This is a genomic window from Spongiibacter marinus (assembly GCF_016906995.1).
GTDB lineage: Bacteria > Pseudomonadota > Gammaproteobacteria > Pseudomonadales > Spongiibacteraceae > Spongiibacter > Spongiibacter marinus.
The window spans coordinates 182175-197559 of sequence record NZ_JAFBBD010000007.1 but is presented as its reverse complement, the minus strand read 5'-3'; the positions used below and the strand labels follow the sequence as shown (position 1 = coordinate 197559).

Here is a 15385-nt window from a genome sequence, read left to right as displayed (position 1 = left end):
GGCGACTTCATTCGCAGCTTTAAGGCCAGATACCCACCATGCGCGCTAGCCAAACACTTATTGCCACTGTAAAGGAAACCCCTGCCGATGCCGAGGTTATTAGCCACCAGCTAATGCTGCGGGCCGGCATGATACGCAAGCTGGCGACCGGCCTCTATACCTGGCTGCCGTTGGGCCTGCGTGTATTGCGCAAGGTCGAGCGTATTATTCGCGAAGAAATGGACAATGCAGGCGCGCAAGAGGTGCTAATGCCCGTGGTGCAGCCCGCCGAACTCTGGGAAGAGTCTGGTCGCTGGGAGCAGTACGGCGCGGAACTGCTGCGTATTAATGACCGTCACCAACGCGAATTTTGCCTCGGCCCCACCCATGAGGAAGTAATTACTGACCTGATCCGCAACGAAATTCGCAGCTACAAACAACTGCCCGCCAATTTCTATCAGGTGCAAACCAAATTCCGCGATGAGATTCGGCCCCGCTTCGGCGTTATGCGCTCACGCGAATTTATTATGAAGGATGCCTACTCCTTTCATAATGACCAGGAGTCACTGCAGGCGACCTACGAGACAATGCACGCCGCCTACACGCAGATATTTACGCGCCTGGGCTTGGACTTCCGTCCGGTTATCGCCGACACCGGCTCAATAGGCGGCAGCGCCTCCCATGAATTCCACGTGCTGGCAGAGTCCGGCGAAGATGACATTGCCTTCTCAGACAGCTCTGACTACGCCGCCAATGTCGAAATGGCAGAAGCCGTGGCGCCCACTGGCGAGCGCCCCGCTGCCAGCGAAGCCATGGAAAAAGTGGCCACCCCCGAGGTGAGCAGCATCGAGGACGTTTGCCGCTTTTTCGATTGCGCGCCCGAGCGCACAGTAAAAACGCTGCTGGTATACGGCGAGGCCGATGAAGATGGCAAGCAAGCCTTGATCGCCCTGGTGGTGCGCGGCGATCACCAGCTCAACGAAATCAAAGCAGAGAAACTACCCGGCATTGCCAGCCCGCTAACCCTCGCTGAAGAGAAAGACATCAAAGCGGCGCTCAATTGCGCACCCGGCTCTATCGGCCCCGTGGGCCTGAACCTGCGCTGCATTGTGGATCGCAGCGCGGCGCACTGCAGCGACTTTATCTGCGGCGCCAACGAAGACGGTATGCACCTGCGCGGCGTCAACTGGCAGCGCGATGTCGAGCTGGGCGAAATTGCCGATCTGCGCGACGTTGTCAGCGGCGACCCCAGCCCGGACGGCAAGGGTCAGCTGCAGATCAAGCGCGGCATCGAAGTCGGCCATATCTTCCAGCTCGGCACCAAGTATTCCGAAGCCCTGAACGCCACCGTGCTCAACGAGCAAGGCAAAGAACAGGTCATGATCATGGGCTGCTACGGTATTGGGGTAACCCGTGTGGTCGCCTCAGCTATTGAGCAGAACAATGACGACAAAGGCATTATCTGGCCGGACGCAATCGCGCCCTACCAAATTGCCCTGGTGCCACTCAATATGCAGAAGTCTGAGCGTGTGCGCGACACCGCAGAACAGCTTTACAGCCAATTGAAAGCCGCCGGCTATGATGTGTTACTCGATGACCGCAATGAACGCCCAGGCGTGAAGTTCGCCGACATGGAGTTGATGGGGATTCCTCACCGCATTGTGATTGGCGACCGCGGGCTGGACAAAGGCCTGCTGGAATACAAACACCGCCGTGCTAGCGACAACGAAGACATCGCTATCGACGACTTGATGAGTGTTATTCAGCAACGTGTTGCCCTGGCCTAAGCTCGCCCTTGCCGGGTGCCTGCTACTGATAGCGGGCACCGCTTGGACTCAGCCGCAGGATCCGGCAGAGCGCGCGGCGCTAACCGCTTATTTGAAAGAAGCGCTGCACCGCGACGACAGCTTCCAAGATCGCTTTGATGCCGAAGTCTGGCTGACTGATATGTCGGCCCGTCTGGCGAGCATTATCCGTGAACCGGAGCAACGCTTGGCGTTATTGCGCAGCGTGCACCGCGAGGCCAAGGCCGCCGACCTGCCTCCCGAGCTGGTACTGGCACTCATTCAAGTGGAAAGCTACTTCGACCGCTTTGCTATCTCCAGTGTCGGCGCGCAGGGCTTAATGCAGGTGATGCCCTTCTGGAAAAACGAAATTGGCCGCCCCAGCGACAACCTCACCGACATGGACACCAACCTGCGCTACGGCTGCCAAATTCTGCAGTTTTATCTGAAGCGGGAAAAAGGCAATATGCGCCGCGCACTGGCCCGCTACAACGGCAGCCTTGGCAAAAACTGGTATCCGGATCGGGTGTTTCGCGCCTGGAAAAAACGCTGGTACAACGGCCAACTGCACTACAGTGGCATTTACTGAACCGGTGGCTGCGGCGGCTTCCTATGTTCCTTCGGCGGGCATGCCCGATCGCCTTTGCGCTTATGAGGGCGCAACATCGCCAAACGTTCCTCTGGCGGCATTGGCGGCAATACCTGCAACAGCACCTCGTGACTGAGTCGCTTCAGGGCAACATCGGCCTCACGCACCTCAGCCAAGGCGGCGGCCAGCGCCACCGTATCCAGCGGCTGCTCAGACAGCAGTGCCGCAACGCCACGGCGTTTTTCACGCAAATTGCGATAGGCCTTGCGCATAGCGCCTCGCTCCGCTTTGAGCACCTCTCGTGCCTGTTCGCTCAGTGTCTCCGGTGGACGCTTCAAAATATGTCGGCTCATCGAATGCATGATCGGGTCGCCGTGTAACCTGTGGCCCACCCACGAACCAATCAGCAAAGCGTTGATCACCAGCGAACTCACTAGCGCAATTAGCAGGCCTTTACGCTTTGTCATCACTCTCCCTCCAACCAGTCTGCAACGTCGTTGCTACCCGCAATATCCAAGCTCGCAAAGGCTTGGTAGTCGTCGCTAAATACACTGGATGACGATGTTAAATCCGTCGCCCCTATCACAATACCCAACACCATTGCCGCCGCCGTCGCCATACTTACTGGCAAAAACACTGGGCGCTGGGGAGGTGCCACTTGGCGGTGTGCACCGGGAATGGCAGATAAGCGCTGCTGCATAGCAGCGCCGGGCGCTAATGACAACCCATCGCTCTGCAACTGTCGCCGCCACGCTGCGTCTTCGGCGAGGGCGCTCCGCCTTGCTGCTCGGCCACGCCGACTCAACATACCCAGCAAGGCAATTGGCCATAAATGTGCCGGCCACTCCCGGAGGTTTGCGCCGTAACATTGCAAAGCCCGAAAATAGCTAGTCATTGTTCTCTCCTAAAAGTTGCCGCAGTCGCTTTCGCGCACGCCCCAGTAACGATTCCACTGCTTTGGGACTATTGCCGAGCACGTCGGCAATATCCCGCACTGGCATTTCCCGATAGTAGCGAAAGGCAATGGCCGCTCGTTGCTCTTCAGGCAACGCTGACAAGGCCGCCGCCAATGCCGGCAAATCGCCCGGCTCGTCGTTCAGCGGCGTTGACGCGTCGGCCAGCTGTTCGGCAAGCTCGCCGTCCACAACAAAACGCTGCTGCACACGCTGACTATGGTTAATCGCCAGGTTACTCGCTACCCGGTACAACCAGGTGCTCAGTTTTGCCTCATCCTGCCAGCTTGGCGCCTGCTTCCACAGGCGCACAAATACCTCCTGGCAAAGGTCTTCGGCATCTGCGCGCGACAACACAATGCGATAGATCACATTGAGTACCGCGCTGCTGTGGCGGTCGACAAGCTGCTGAAAGGCCTGGGCGTCACCCTCGGCCGTTCGCGCAAGCAGCGCGGCATCGCGAGACACCATCACCACCTTCCATGCCTTGGTTGCCAATCAACCACCGCCGGTATCACCTCTCAATTACTGATCGTCTGCCCAGGGCCCGGCTTGGCGTTTACCGTGTTTAAAGCCTTTGCGCATTTCCTTGCGGGACAGCTCGCCGTCGCCATTACTGTCGAGCTTGCTTAACTGGGCCTCAGCCGCTGCACGCGCCTCGGCCGCAGACACGCTACCGTTTTTGTCGGTATCGGCCCGTTCAAAGCGGTCGGCCCGAGACCCAGTGCGTTGCTCACGCATTTTCGCGCGGTACTCTGCAATCTCTTCACGGGTAACTTCGCCGTTGCCGTTCAGGTCCATCGCCATAAAGTGGGCACTGCGTTTTGCGACCATATCAGCAACGCTATGACCGCCTTCTCCACCGCGCTCGCAGCCGCCGGGCGGCTTTGCCTGAGCACTCATTGCGGCACCCATCGCCAATACTGCCAAAATTTTGCTAGACGTTTTCATTGTCGTGACTCCATAAACGAAAAAGGGTTTTAACGGCCGTTATTGATTAAACACCGGCTGCGTCAAAACCCCTCGCTATGGCAATAATTCTTTTGCGTCGTGCAGTGCAGCTCGCCTAGGAAGCCAAAAACTCGTAGCGCCAAACCCCTTTGTCTAAATAGCAGCGGTTGCGAGAACCTGCCGCGTCCGGGTCCATCTGGCAATACCCCGCGTCGCCGCCGTAGAGCATGCATACCACGCCCTGATGGTCGGTCACTTTGGGGTGAATATCGGGAACCTCACGCGCGGCATAAAACGCCTTTGCCTGCGCGACGGTTGAGCACTGTGACAGTTCCGACAGGGTCACCAAAGTCGGCGGTAACAGGGCCAACTCACCGGAGCAATGCGCCTGCACAAAATCTTCCGCGGCGCCCCACTGATGGGCATCCATTTCCTCGCCGTCCACTTCTACCTCCATCCCCTGGCCGTCAGCGAGGAAAAACGCCGTCTCGAAGCGCCGCCCCATATGTGCGGGCGTTGTCCAGTAAGAGATATGTTGCAGTGCTTCCGGCGCCAGATTGATCGCCGCTTCTTCTTCGGTTTCCCTTACCGCTGCCAAGCGAAATGCCTGCATGCGATCGCCCTGGGCGTCGGCAACATCATCAGGGTCCACGGTGCCACCGGGAAACACCCAGTGTCCGCCTCCCACTTTTAACTGCTCGTGCCGCCGCAGCAATAACACTTCAAGACCAGAGGGTGTGTCCCGCAACACCACCGCTGTTGCCGCCAGACGAATCGCTTCCTTGTCGCTCACAACCAATGTTCCTCCAGGGCCGACAGCAGACGCTTTGGCTGCGGGCCGATACGAAAATTCTCTGGCAGGTCGGCGTAGCGGATAACACCGCTTTCATCAACCACCAGCAGGGTAGGCAGCACCGTATCGCGACTACCCAAGGGCACGCCAAATGGCATGCCTGCCGCATGGACAATATGCAGCGCCTTCGCCGCATTCAATGAGGGGTCGCTATACACCTCGACACCATCAGGCAGGTCGCCAGCCAGTTTGCGACTCTCCGCAACGGTTTGAGGGCTCACCAATACCAGGCGAATACCGTGCCCCAGGAACTCGCGGCAATAGCCCATAAACTCGTGTAATTGGCTCCGGCACAGCGGACACCAACTACCCCGAAAAAATAAAAAGGCGGTTTTCCTGCCTTGAAACTGCTCAGAACCGACGCACTCCCCGCGCTCATTTTGCAGCTCAAAATGGGGTAGCGTGTGGCCGACAATCAGCTCGGGATTGTCATCCCGATCCAGATAGGAATACCAGAAAACGTAGAGGAAAACGCCGCCAAGCCCCAAACTTAAACCGTAGATAGTCGGCACGATATCCATCTCGACCACCACCAACATTGCCCCCAGCAACGCGGCAATTAGCTGGATAACAATAAAGCGCCCGACATGAACAAAGGCTACGCTGTATAACAGTGCCACGAACAACGGAACCGGGGTGACGGCCAACCAAGCACCAAACCACGACAGACTAAAACCGCCGCTCAACTGCCACGCACTGTGCAGCGATGCAGCCCCACAGAGCAGAATATAAGGAAGTACAAAGAAGCGCTTGGCCAACGCTTTAAGTGATGTCATAAATAGTCTTTGTGGCCATTATTGAATAATTATCCTACTAGCCGCCCTGTTCAGCGCCGACATTCTGCGCTAGCGTAAGGCGTAAGCATTGACCCTTTTTTACGAGGTTCGAGCAGTCACGGCAATAGCGAGATCGCCCATTAGGGCATAGACTATTTTGGTATTCAATCTTAGAGCCCACACCAGAGCGATTTAAATAAAGTTGTATTAACTCGCCTGTACAAATGTTTTACGACAACAATAGGAAGTATTGGCGGCTATGGCAAAACTCTCTCTAATGGACTTGGCTTTCTTCTTAACCGAAACCGAAGCCAGCCCCAAACACGTCGGTGGCATGATGATGTTCCGCAAGCCCGCGAAAGCAGGCAAGGACTTCGTGGAAACCGCAGTGCGTGAATACGTTGGCACCAATGCCGACATTCGCCCTCCATTTAATCAGATCGTCAAATTCAGCCGATTCGCTACGCCCAGTTGGGCGGACGCTCCCGACTTCAATATCGACGACCATATTTTTTACCACCAACTTGAGGGCGACGATTTTCGCGACGCACTCTACGAGCTGGTCGGTGAACTTCACAGCCCGAAGATGGAACGCGATCAACCGATGTGGGAGATCCATGTTATCCAGGGGATCGACGATAAACGCTTTGCCATCTACACCAAACTACACCACGCCTATGCAGACGGCGTGACCATGTCATCCATTCTCGCAAAGAGCCTGAGTCAATCTTCACGCGCGCGCAAAGCCACGCCGATGTGGTCGGTAATCCCAGAGAAGCGCTTAGAGAATGCCGCCGACAGCGTGTCGATCATGAAGGTGTTGAGCAAGCTGGGCGGCCGCTCAACCGACTACCTGCGCTCCGCGCTGGGCCTGTCAAAGCTAAGCGTCCAGCTCGCCCTGGAAGCCATGAAGCTGACTAAAAATGCCGTGGCAGTGCCCTACCAGGCCAACCCCAACACCCCCCTTAATGGTCAGGTTGTTCCCGGCCGCCAGGTGGCTACCGCAGCAGTGCCCATGGAGCGCGTGAACCACCTGCGCAGCCTGACCCGCTCCACCCTGAACCACATTGCCTTAACCTGTATCGACGGCGCCTTGCACCGCTACCTGCAAGATTGCGAGTCGGATATCGATGAACCCATCACCATTCAAATGCCGGTAAATCTGCGTCGCCAAGGCGATAACAGCATGGGTAATAAAATCGGCATTGTATTGGTTGAGCTGGCCAACAAAACCACCGACCCCTATGAGCGCTTGCGGGAAATTGGCTTTACCCTGCGCAATGTTCGCTATCAGGTCGACGGCGTTCCCCCGGCGTCGGTAATGGCCTACACCGTATTACTAGGCAGTTTGGCGCAGCTTGTTGAACTGCTAGGTATCGACGATAAGCTGCCACCACTGGGTAATACCCTGGTGTCCAATGTGCCCGGGCCAGTGAAACCCCTCTACCTGAAGGGTGCGCGGCTGGAGGAGATGTATCCAATCAGTGCGCTGCCTCCGGGTTGCCACTTAAATATCACACTATATAGTTATGATGGACGTTTGCAGTTTGGTTTGGTAGCGAGCTCCGCCCTACCCAAACTCGAGGTATTGAGTGACTATATACACGAGGCATTTGCAGATCTCGAAAACGCAGTATCACCGCAGTTACTCGAACACAATAACAAGGCGGCTGGCTAAACCGGCCGAATAAAACAACCAGAAAAACCCCCTGCTTTCACTGACGGAAGCAAAACAGCGGCGGGCCGTTTTAAGGCCCAACGCTGTGGAGAATTTTTAAAACATCTGGAGAGGCACTATGAGTTACTTCGTTACTGGCGGCACCGGCTTTATCGGTCGATTCCTTATCGAACGCCTTGCGCGCAGAAAGGGCACTATTTATGTTCTGGTTCGCCGCAGTTCTAAACAAAAATATCTCGACCTGCTGGAAAAAACCGGCCTCAGTAAAGATCGTCTGGTTCCGGTTTGGGGCGACCTCGCCAAAAACAAACTCGGCATCAGTGCCAAAGAAATGGCCAAGCTAAAAGGTGAAATCAAACACTTCTACCACCTGGCAGCCATCTACGATTTAAAAGCCGATGCCGAAAGCCAGGAAGTGACTAACATCCAAGGCACCCAAAGCGCTATCGACGCGGCAGAAGCAATGCAAGCCGGCTGCTTCCATCTCGCCAGCTCTATTGCAGCTGCTGGACTATATCGCGGCGTGTTTCGCGAAGACATGTTCGAAGAGGCTGAAGGCCTTAAGCATGCCTACTTCCGCACCAAGCATGTCTCTGAAGGCTTAGTACGCAAGGAATGCAAAATCCCCTATCGCATCTACCGCCCGGCAATGGTTGTGGGCGACTCCAAGACTGGCGAGATGGATAAGGTCGACGGCCCCTATTATTTCTTCAAACTCATTCAGAAGCTGCGTTATCGCGTCCCCCAATGGTGCCCGATTATTGGCATTGAGGGCGGCCAGATGAACATCGTGCCGGTGGACTATGTCGCCGATGCTATTGACCATATTTCCCACAAACCCAAGCTCGACGGACGCTGCTTCCACCTCGTTAACCCCGACGCGCATAAAGTGGGCGAAGTGCTCAACATCTTCTCGAAAGCTGCCCATGCACCGAAAATGGCGCTGCGCATCGACTCGCGGATGTTCGCCTTTATCCCCTCTTCCATAACCGGTTTGGTGAAAAACATGCCGCCGGTTAAGCGCCTCACCAGCGCGATACTGGCAGACTATCAAATTCCTGAAGACGGCTTGCAGTTCATGAATATGCCAACGCGCTTTGATAACCGTGAAACGGTCAAAGCACTGCGTGGCAGCGGCATAGAATTACCCGCGCTGGAAGATTACGCCTACAAGATTTGGGACTACTGGGAGCGTAACCTCGACCCTGACCTATTTAAAGACCGCAGCCTGCGCGGCAATGTTGAGGGCAAGGTCATCGTGATTACCGGTGCATCCTCAGGTATTGGTAAAGCCAGCGCGCTCAAACTGGCTGAAGCCGGTGCAGAGGTTGTATTGGTCGCCCGAACGGTTGAAAAACTCAAGGAAACCCAGCAGGAAATTGAAGAGCTTGGTGGCACCAGCTACGCCTACACATGCGATGTTTCTGACCTTGAGTCCTGCGATGAACTGGTCGCTACGCTGCTGAAAAACCACGGCCATGTTGATGTGCTGGTGAACAATGCCGGCCGGTCAATTCGTCGCTCGCTCGAGCTGACCTTTGATCGCTTCCACGATTTTGAGCGCACGATGCAGCTCAACTATTTTGGTGCGATTAGGCTGGTGATGGGGCTCGCGCCTTCAATGCTAGAGCGCAAGTCGGGGCATGTGATTAACATCTCGTCGATTGCCGTTATTGTTGGTACCTCACCCCGCTTCTCCGCCTATGCGGCGTCAAAATCGGCCCTTGATGCATGGTCTCGCAGCGCGGCGGCGGAATTCTCCGACCGCAATATCGCCTTCACTACGATCAATATGCCGCTGGTACGCACCCCAATGATCGGGCCCACCTCGATCTACAATGCTGTGCCGACACTGTCGCCAGAAGAAGCCGCGGACATGATCTGTGAAGCGATCGTGAAGCGTCCTAAGCGCATAGCGACCGGCTTGGGCATCAGCATGCAAGTACTCAACGCGGTGATGCCGAAGGCAACGGAAATTATTATGAATACCGTCTTCCGCACCTTCCCGGACTCCGCCGCTGCAAAAGGCGAAGGGGAAGAAGGCAAAACCGAAGCCTCGTCAGAACAGGTCGCCTTGGCAGCGGTACTCAAAGGTATCCACGTCTAAAATAGGTAGCGATTCGCAGCACGTAAACTCTGCGTCGTAAAACCACCAAACCGCATTGCTCAATACATGGGCCATGCGGTTTTTTTACGCCTTGCAAATGGTGCAAATGTACGCGGAATGAAGAGCGATGCCCTGCCGCGAAATAGCGCGCCTGCGGCGGCGAATAGCGGCTGTCCTCGCGCACTTAATACAACGATGTTCACATCGCAAAAAAAGCCACTGTTTCAGTTTTTCATCGGCAAGCTCAGCCCCAACAAGGCATACCAAGAAAAAATATTGAACTGTTTTTCTTAGCGCTGTCATATCCAATAACGAAGCAACTTGGAGGCAGTATGCTAGGTTGGACATTGATGTTTCTCGTTATCGCACTGATCGCCGGCGCCTTGGGCTTTAGCGGTGTAGCGGGTGCAGCGACTGGAATCGCTAAAATTCTGTTTTTTATCTTTATCGCATTATTGCTTCTCTCCCTTCTTGCACGCGCCTTGCGCGGCAAACCTCCCCAGATGTAGCGCCGCGACGCTTACATAGCGGGAGAAATCCCCCGGGCAATTCGCCCAAAACTCTTCACTGCATCACCTTGACCACATAAGGAGAACGCTATGAACCGAGATATCGCTGAAGGCAAATGGAAACAACTGAAAGGTCGCATCAAAGAGAAGTGGGCTGAATTAAGCGACGACGAACTAGAGAGCGTGGATGGCAGCAGTGAACGCCTTATCGGCGCGTTGCAAGAACGCTACGGTTTGGCCCGCGATGAAGCCAAACAGCAATTTGAAGAATTAAAGAAAAAAGTGTCGTAAATCGGCACAACCGAGTCCATTACACTTGACTCGCACCCAGTGACGATGCATGCATCGTATTTGATTAGAACCGAAATGGAGGTCAACTATGACTATCAAGAAGACGCTAATCACCAGCCTCACCTTGGGCGCTTTGGCAAGCACTCCCGTACTGGCTGACAGCTGGCAAGGCAAAACCAAAGATGCCTGGCTCGACGGGAAAGTCGAAACCGCAATTATGCTCAATGGCGAGCTCAATAACTTTGATATCGACACGGATGTAGACCAGGGCAAGGTTACTCTCTAAGGCACTGTGAGCAGTGATATCGAAAAGGACCTGGCCGGCCAGCTCGCGAGCAATGTAGACGGCGTTACATCGGTTGAAAACAACTTACATGTTGAAGGGAGCTATCGCAGCAAGCTGGAGAAAACCAGCAATGACTTTGCCCGCAAGTGGAATGACTTGAGCACCACCGCGGCCATCAATATGAAGTTTGCCGCCAACGATGATATTGCGGCAACCAAAATTAATGTCGACACTCATCGCGGTGTAGTGACCCTGCGCGGCACTGTGAAAAACGAGGCCGCACACGACTTAGCCATTGAAATAGCCAAGAGCTTCGACCACGTTTCCGAAGTGGACGATAAGCTCGACGTGACCAATAGCTAAGTCCGGCATCGAAACCCCTTATAGCAACGGGCCGGTGGATACTCCGCCGGCCCGTTTGTGTCGCACCGCCCCTCTCGCTGAGACTTATGCCACAAAGCCAGGACCGGTTATTCCGCCGACATCGCCGCCATGGCTTTGGCGAGGAATTTCTCAGTCTGCTTACTTCCCGCCTCTAGCGGCCGCTGCGCGGCTTCGCTGGTAATGGCATCCCAGTTTTCAAGGATCGCCTCAGGCGTTTGTTGTTCAACACCCAAGAATACGCCATCGGTCTCAAAGATTCGCGAGCTCGCATAACCACCCGCGCCGGCGCAAAGAATATGGCGATTCGGTGCAGATTCATGGCACAGCACCAGCGCACCCGCCGTTACCGATTCCGGCGTGAGTAGATCCAGTACTTCTTTCGGCAGCAAGTCTTCGGTCATGCGCGTTGCCGCCGTCGGTGACAGCGCATTGACCCGCACGTTCTTCTTGGCACCCTCAAGGCCCAGGGTATTCATAAAACCGAGTACCGCCATCTTGGCGGCGCCGTAATTACTCTGGCCGAAGTTACCGTACATGCCCGACGACGACGTGGTCATCACGATGCGGCCATATTCCTGCTCACGCATAATGTCCCACACGGCCTTGGTGCAATTCACCGAGCCCATCAGGTGCACATCCATCACCAGACGAAAGTCGTCCAGAGACATTTTGGCAAAGGTTTTGTCGCGCAAAATACCGGCGTTGTTTACCAGAATATCGACGCGCCCCCACTTGTCCATTGCCTGGCGGACCATATCCTCAACTTCTGCCATTACCGCAACATTGGCGCCGTGGGCCATGGCCTCTCCGCCATTGGCCTCTATGGTCGCAACCACTTCCCGCGCCGCCTCAGAGGACGCGCCGCTGCCGTCGCGGGCGCCGCCCAGGTCATTCACCACAACCTTGGCTCCGCGCGCTGCCAATGCCAGAGCGTGACTACGCCCCAAGCCATTTCCCGCGCCCGTTACAATGGCTACCTGGCCATCAAATCTCACATCCATTTTTATTTCCTTTTTATGTTTACGCCACTAATTGCATGGTCAACCACTCTGCGATGAGAGCGGGTTTATCCTGACCCTCGATCTCTATTGTCACCTGGGTGGTGAAGCGAAACTGCCCCGGCTTGGTTTCGGTGATGTCGATAAACTTGGCGCGGGCGCGAATGCGGCTATCGACGGCGACAGGCGCGATAAAACGAACCTTATCAAAACCGTAATTCAAGCCCATATGGGCACCCTCGATCATCACCATAAACTCTTCTGCGAAATGCGACAGCATCGACAAGCTTAAAAAGCCATGGGCAACCGTACCACCGAAGGGCGTTTGTTTCGCGCGCTCGGGATCAACATGAATAAACTGGTGGTCCAGCGTACAGTCGGCAAATTCATTGATGGCCGCTTGATCCACTGTGTGCCACTGGGTCGGCGGTGTCTCCCGGCCGATGTATTCCATCACCTTCGTTCTATCTACTGTTGTCGCCATTTTCTTTATCCTTATTTAGGCCTGTTAAAACCAATCATCACGCATAGCATAGGCACTGTCTTCACCTTGCATAAGCAAGGCAGACCAGCGCTCAGTGTGCGGCAACTCCACCGAAAAGAAGTAGCGCATCGCCTGTAACTTGCCACGATAAAAATTCTGCTCGTCACCGTGCTGACTTTGCGCAAGTGCTTGATGAGCAACAAGCCCCTGCTTCAGCCACAGCCAGGCCACAACCACATGGCCAAACAGCTTCAGGTACATAACCGAGTTCGCCAATACCTTGTCTATGTTGGTGTCAGCCATGGCTGCCAACAGGGTTTCGGTGGTATCAGTCAGCCGTTTAATCGCACTTTCCAGCTGTTCCGCCTGCTTTTCCAAACCGGCGACAGCGCCGGCCTGCGCGACCGTTTCGCGCATTAACGCCAGACAGTAGTGATAGCCAGCCATGCCCTGCATGGGCACCTTCCGCGCCAGCAAGTCGAGGGACTGAATGCCGGTTGTTCCCTCGTGAATGGGGTTCAGGCGATTGTCTCGGTAAAACATTTCAACGGGATGTTCATTGATATAGCCCGCGCCACCGAGTACCTGAATGGCCAAACTATTGGCCTGAGGGCCGTACTCAGACGGCCAGGTTTTGATCATGGGGATCAAGAAATCGAGCAATAATTTAGCCTGACTGCGCTGCTCTTCGGTTGGCGCGGTGTGCTGGTCGTCGGCCAGCTGTGCACCAAACAAACAGAGAGCAAACGCGCCCTCGGCATAGGCCTTCTGGGCCAATAACATGCGGCGTACGTCGGCGTGTTCAATAATATTAACCGACGGTGACAGCGGGTCTTTACATGATGGCAAGCGGCCCTGCGGGCGCTCGCGGGCATAGTTTAGTGAGTATTGAAAGCCGGTTAGCGCGATGGTTGCCGCACCCGTGCCGACCATAATGCGCGCTTCGTTCATCATGTGGAACATATAGCTCAGGCCGCGATTTTCTTCACCGACCAAATAGCCAACGGCGCCACCACGTTCACCAAAGTTAAGCGATGTGGAGGTTTGCCCACGACCGCCCATTTTATGGAACAGCCCCGCCAAGGCTACATCGTTCTGCTCACCCAGGCTGCCATCGTCGTTAACCAGAAACTTAGGCACAATGAACAGTGAGATGCCTTTGGTCCCCTTTGGCGCTCCCTTCACCCTGGCCAACACCAAGTGCACAATATTTTCATTAAGCTCGTGATCGCCGCCAGAGATATAGATCTTATTCCCGGTAATGCGGTAACTGCCATCCTCAGCCCGTTCAGCACTGGTGATCAGGTCAGCCAGGCCGGAGCCCGCTCCCGGCTCCGTCATCGCCATGGTGCCGGCAAAACGGCCACTGCGCTGGGGCACGGCCCACTTGGCAATCTGCTCCGGCGTGCCGTGCGCTTCAATCAAACTGGCGTTAGCGGTGGTTAAGCTCAAGTACCCCAGGGTCGTGCTGCCTGCGGCGGTAAGATACGCATTGGCGACCGTGGCCACGGGCAGGGGCAGTTGCATCCCGCCCACTTCGTAATCAGCCGTTGACGAGACAAACCCTGCCTCGGTAGCGGCATCGACCGCCTGTTTGATCTCGGGGAGCATTTCCACACGGCCATTTTCAAAACGTGGCTCATTGCGGTCGACCTTGCCGCGAATCGGCAGGAAGTACTTTTCCGCAACCTGCTTGGCAGTGGCAATAGCGGCATCAAAGCTTTCGCGATTGTGGTCTCGATAACGCTCGCGCGCACACATGCTCTCGCTGTCCAGAAATTCGTACAGCATGAAATCGAGATCGCGTTCGTTGAGTAGCGGAGCAGGCATGGTAGTACCTCATATCGAAAAAGAATTGTGACAGCAGTATGCCCAGCACCCCCAGAGCCAGCCACGACATCTGATGTCAGGCAGCGCCATCGCCACCTAGTAAAACAGCAGCGGGTGACTGAGGTCGGTGTCAGCGAAGGCATCCACATTCAGCTGACGATCTTCCGGGTAAAGCGCGGTAACGGTTAACTGAGGCTCGGAAACAAAGGCCGTTGGCCCCAGTGCCCCCACGGTGGTGCTCACACTAAAAAATCGCTGCATCACACCGTCTATCGCCAGCTGCACGCGAAAGCTCGCCATCGGCTCTACCGACGCGGCGCGCTGCTGCCAGTCACTCGGTACGGAGGGATAACTGCGCAGCCGATCCAGGGTTGCCTTCACCGTCGGGTCATTGCTGAATAGCGCCGACTGCTGGATCGACATAAGAATGGCCGACAGTGTGTCCTCCCAGTTGCTCACGGCATTTTCCGCAGATTGGGAGCTGAACATAAAGTCGTAAAAATTGCTGATATTGTGCAACTCATCAGCGGGCATAAGACGGGAGTAAAACCCCAGCCAGCTGCGGTTCACCATGAGAATATTAGTGGAATTATCCACCAGACATGCGGGATAGGGGTCCAGCGCCTGCAGCGTCATGGTCATGGCGCTGCGCAGCCATTTGAGCTCTGCGGAATTAAAATCGACACGCTCGTCGCGCGGCGCAAAGCCCGCCGCAATAAGCAAATGACTTTGGTCGCGCCGCCCCAATTTCAGCGCTTTGGCGATCTCCAAAACCATCGTTTCGCTGGGGCGACTGCTGCCATTTTCAAGGCGGCTGATATGGCGCGGTGAACTGCCCAACTCAAATGCCAGCTGCTCCTGACTGAGGCGGTGCACACCGCGCCAAAATTTTAAAAACCGCCCAAAGCTCGATGCACTCTCTACCACACGCCA

At 55.5% G+C, this 15385-nt stretch carries 18 protein-coding genes; 8 read left to right on the top strand and 10 right to left on the bottom strand.

Annotated features, from left to right (window positions below; all coding sequences use genetic code 11):
* The first annotated feature begins 38 nt into the window (after positions 1–38).
* Both HNR64_RS12325 and HNR64_RS12320 read left to right on the top strand, forming a co-directional pair.
* Entirely contained in the window at positions 39–1766 is a 1728-nt protein-coding gene (locus HNR64_RS12325) for a proline--tRNA ligase (protein ID WP_204996743.1), read from the top strand.
* Positions 1735–2352, top strand: coding sequence for a transglycosylase SLT domain-containing protein (locus HNR64_RS12320; protein ID WP_338061853.1), 618 nt, complete (start codon positions 1735–1737; stop codon positions 2350–2352). Before HNR64_RS12325 ends, HNR64_RS12320 begins: the two co-directional genes overlap by 32 nt.
* On the opposite strand, the gene HNR64_RS12315 is transcribed toward HNR64_RS12320, so the two are convergent.
* From HNR64_RS12315 to HNR64_RS12290, 6 genes are all read right to left on the bottom strand, one after another.
* Positions 2346–2819, bottom strand: coding sequence for a periplasmic heavy metal sensor (locus tag HNR64_RS12315; RefSeq protein WP_204996742.1), 474 nt, complete (start codon positions 2817–2819; stop codon positions 2346–2348). The two genes, HNR64_RS12320 and HNR64_RS12315, sit on opposite strands and share 7 nt — an antisense overlap.
* Entirely contained in the window at positions 2819–3247 is a 429-nt protein-coding gene (locus HNR64_RS12310) for a hypothetical protein (protein ID WP_204996741.1), read from the bottom strand. The genes HNR64_RS12315 and HNR64_RS12310 overlap by 1 nt, the downstream gene beginning before the upstream one ends.
* Positions 3240–3803, bottom strand: coding sequence for an RNA polymerase sigma factor (locus HNR64_RS12305; RefSeq protein ID WP_204996740.1), 564 nt, complete (start codon positions 3801–3803; stop codon positions 3240–3242). Before HNR64_RS12305 ends, HNR64_RS12310 begins: the two co-directional genes overlap by 8 nt.
* Before the next feature lie 27 nt (positions 3804–3830).
* Positions 3831–4256 carry an EF-hand domain-containing protein gene (locus tag HNR64_RS12300; protein ID WP_204996818.1) on the bottom strand — a complete coding sequence of 142 codons (426 nt, stop codon included), beginning with the start codon at positions 4254–4256 and terminating at the stop codon, positions 3831–3833.
* 115 nt (positions 4257–4371) lie between these two features.
* Positions 4372–5049, bottom strand: a complete 678-nt coding sequence (locus HNR64_RS12295; protein ID WP_204996739.1) for an NUDIX hydrolase — start codon at positions 5047–5049, stop codon at positions 4372–4374.
* Positions 5046–5885 carry a peroxiredoxin family protein gene (locus tag HNR64_RS12290; RefSeq protein WP_204996738.1) on the bottom strand — a complete coding sequence of 280 codons (840 nt, stop codon included), beginning with the start codon at positions 5883–5885 and terminating at the stop codon, positions 5046–5048. Before HNR64_RS12290 ends, HNR64_RS12295 begins: the two co-directional genes overlap by 4 nt.
* 259 nt (positions 5886–6144) lie before the next feature.
* Here HNR64_RS12290 and HNR64_RS12285 point away from each other — a divergent pair, with 259 nt between their 5' ends.
* The 6 genes from HNR64_RS12285 to HNR64_RS17485 all read left to right on the top strand — a co-directional run bounded on the left by HNR64_RS12285 (position 6145) and on the right by HNR64_RS17485 (position 11119).
* Positions 6145–7563, top strand: a complete 1419-nt coding sequence (locus tag HNR64_RS12285) for a wax ester/triacylglycerol synthase family O-acyltransferase (RefSeq protein ID WP_204996737.1) — start codon at positions 6145–6147, stop codon at positions 7561–7563.
* Between the two features lie 118 nt (positions 7564–7681).
* Complete coding sequence (locus HNR64_RS12280; protein WP_204996736.1) at positions 7682–9670, top strand: SDR family oxidoreductase; 1989 nt, start codon at positions 7682–7684, stop codon at positions 9668–9670.
* Positions 9671–10002: 332 nt separating this feature from the next.
* Positions 10003–10179: a DUF1328 domain-containing protein gene (locus HNR64_RS12275; protein ID WP_204996735.1), complete on the top strand. Its 177-nt coding sequence runs from the start codon at positions 10003–10005 to the stop codon at positions 10177–10179.
* Between the two features lie 90 nt (positions 10180–10269).
* Complete coding sequence (locus HNR64_RS12270) at positions 10270–10470, top strand: CsbD family protein (protein ID WP_204996734.1); 201 nt, start codon at positions 10270–10272, stop codon at positions 10468–10470.
* A gap of 88 nt (positions 10471–10558) precedes the next feature.
* Positions 10559–10756 (top strand): BON domain-containing protein, encoded by a 198-nt coding sequence (locus tag HNR64_RS12265; protein ID WP_204996733.1) that lies wholly within the window; start codon positions 10559–10561, stop codon positions 10754–10756.
* Between the two features lie 6 nt (positions 10757–10762).
* Positions 10763–11119 (top strand): BON domain-containing protein, encoded by a 357-nt coding sequence (locus HNR64_RS17485; RefSeq protein ID WP_204996732.1) that lies wholly within the window; start codon positions 10763–10765, stop codon positions 11117–11119.
* Between the two features lie 107 nt (positions 11120–11226).
* Here HNR64_RS17485 and HNR64_RS12255 read toward each other — a convergent pair whose 3' ends face one another.
* The 4 genes from HNR64_RS12255 to HNR64_RS12240 all read right to left on the bottom strand — a co-directional run bounded on the left by HNR64_RS12255 (position 11227) and on the right by HNR64_RS12240 (position 15379).
* Entirely contained in the window at positions 11227–12141 is a 915-nt protein-coding gene (locus HNR64_RS12255; RefSeq protein ID WP_204996731.1) for an SDR family NAD(P)-dependent oxidoreductase, read from the bottom strand.
* A 19-nt stretch (positions 12142–12160) separates the two neighbouring features.
* Positions 12161–12622 carry a MaoC family dehydratase gene (locus HNR64_RS12250; RefSeq protein ID WP_204996730.1) on the bottom strand — a complete coding sequence of 154 codons (462 nt, stop codon included), beginning with the start codon at positions 12620–12622 and terminating at the stop codon, positions 12161–12163.
* 24 nt (positions 12623–12646) lie between these two features.
* Positions 12647–14452, bottom strand: coding sequence for an acyl-CoA dehydrogenase (locus tag HNR64_RS12245; RefSeq protein ID WP_204996729.1), 1806 nt, complete (start codon positions 14450–14452; stop codon positions 12647–12649).
* 96 nt (positions 14453–14548) lie between these two features.
* Positions 14549–15379: a helix-turn-helix domain-containing protein gene (locus HNR64_RS12240; protein WP_204996728.1), complete on the bottom strand. Its 831-nt coding sequence runs from the start codon at positions 15377–15379 to the stop codon at positions 14549–14551.
* Positions 15380–15385: the final 6 nt, after the last annotated feature.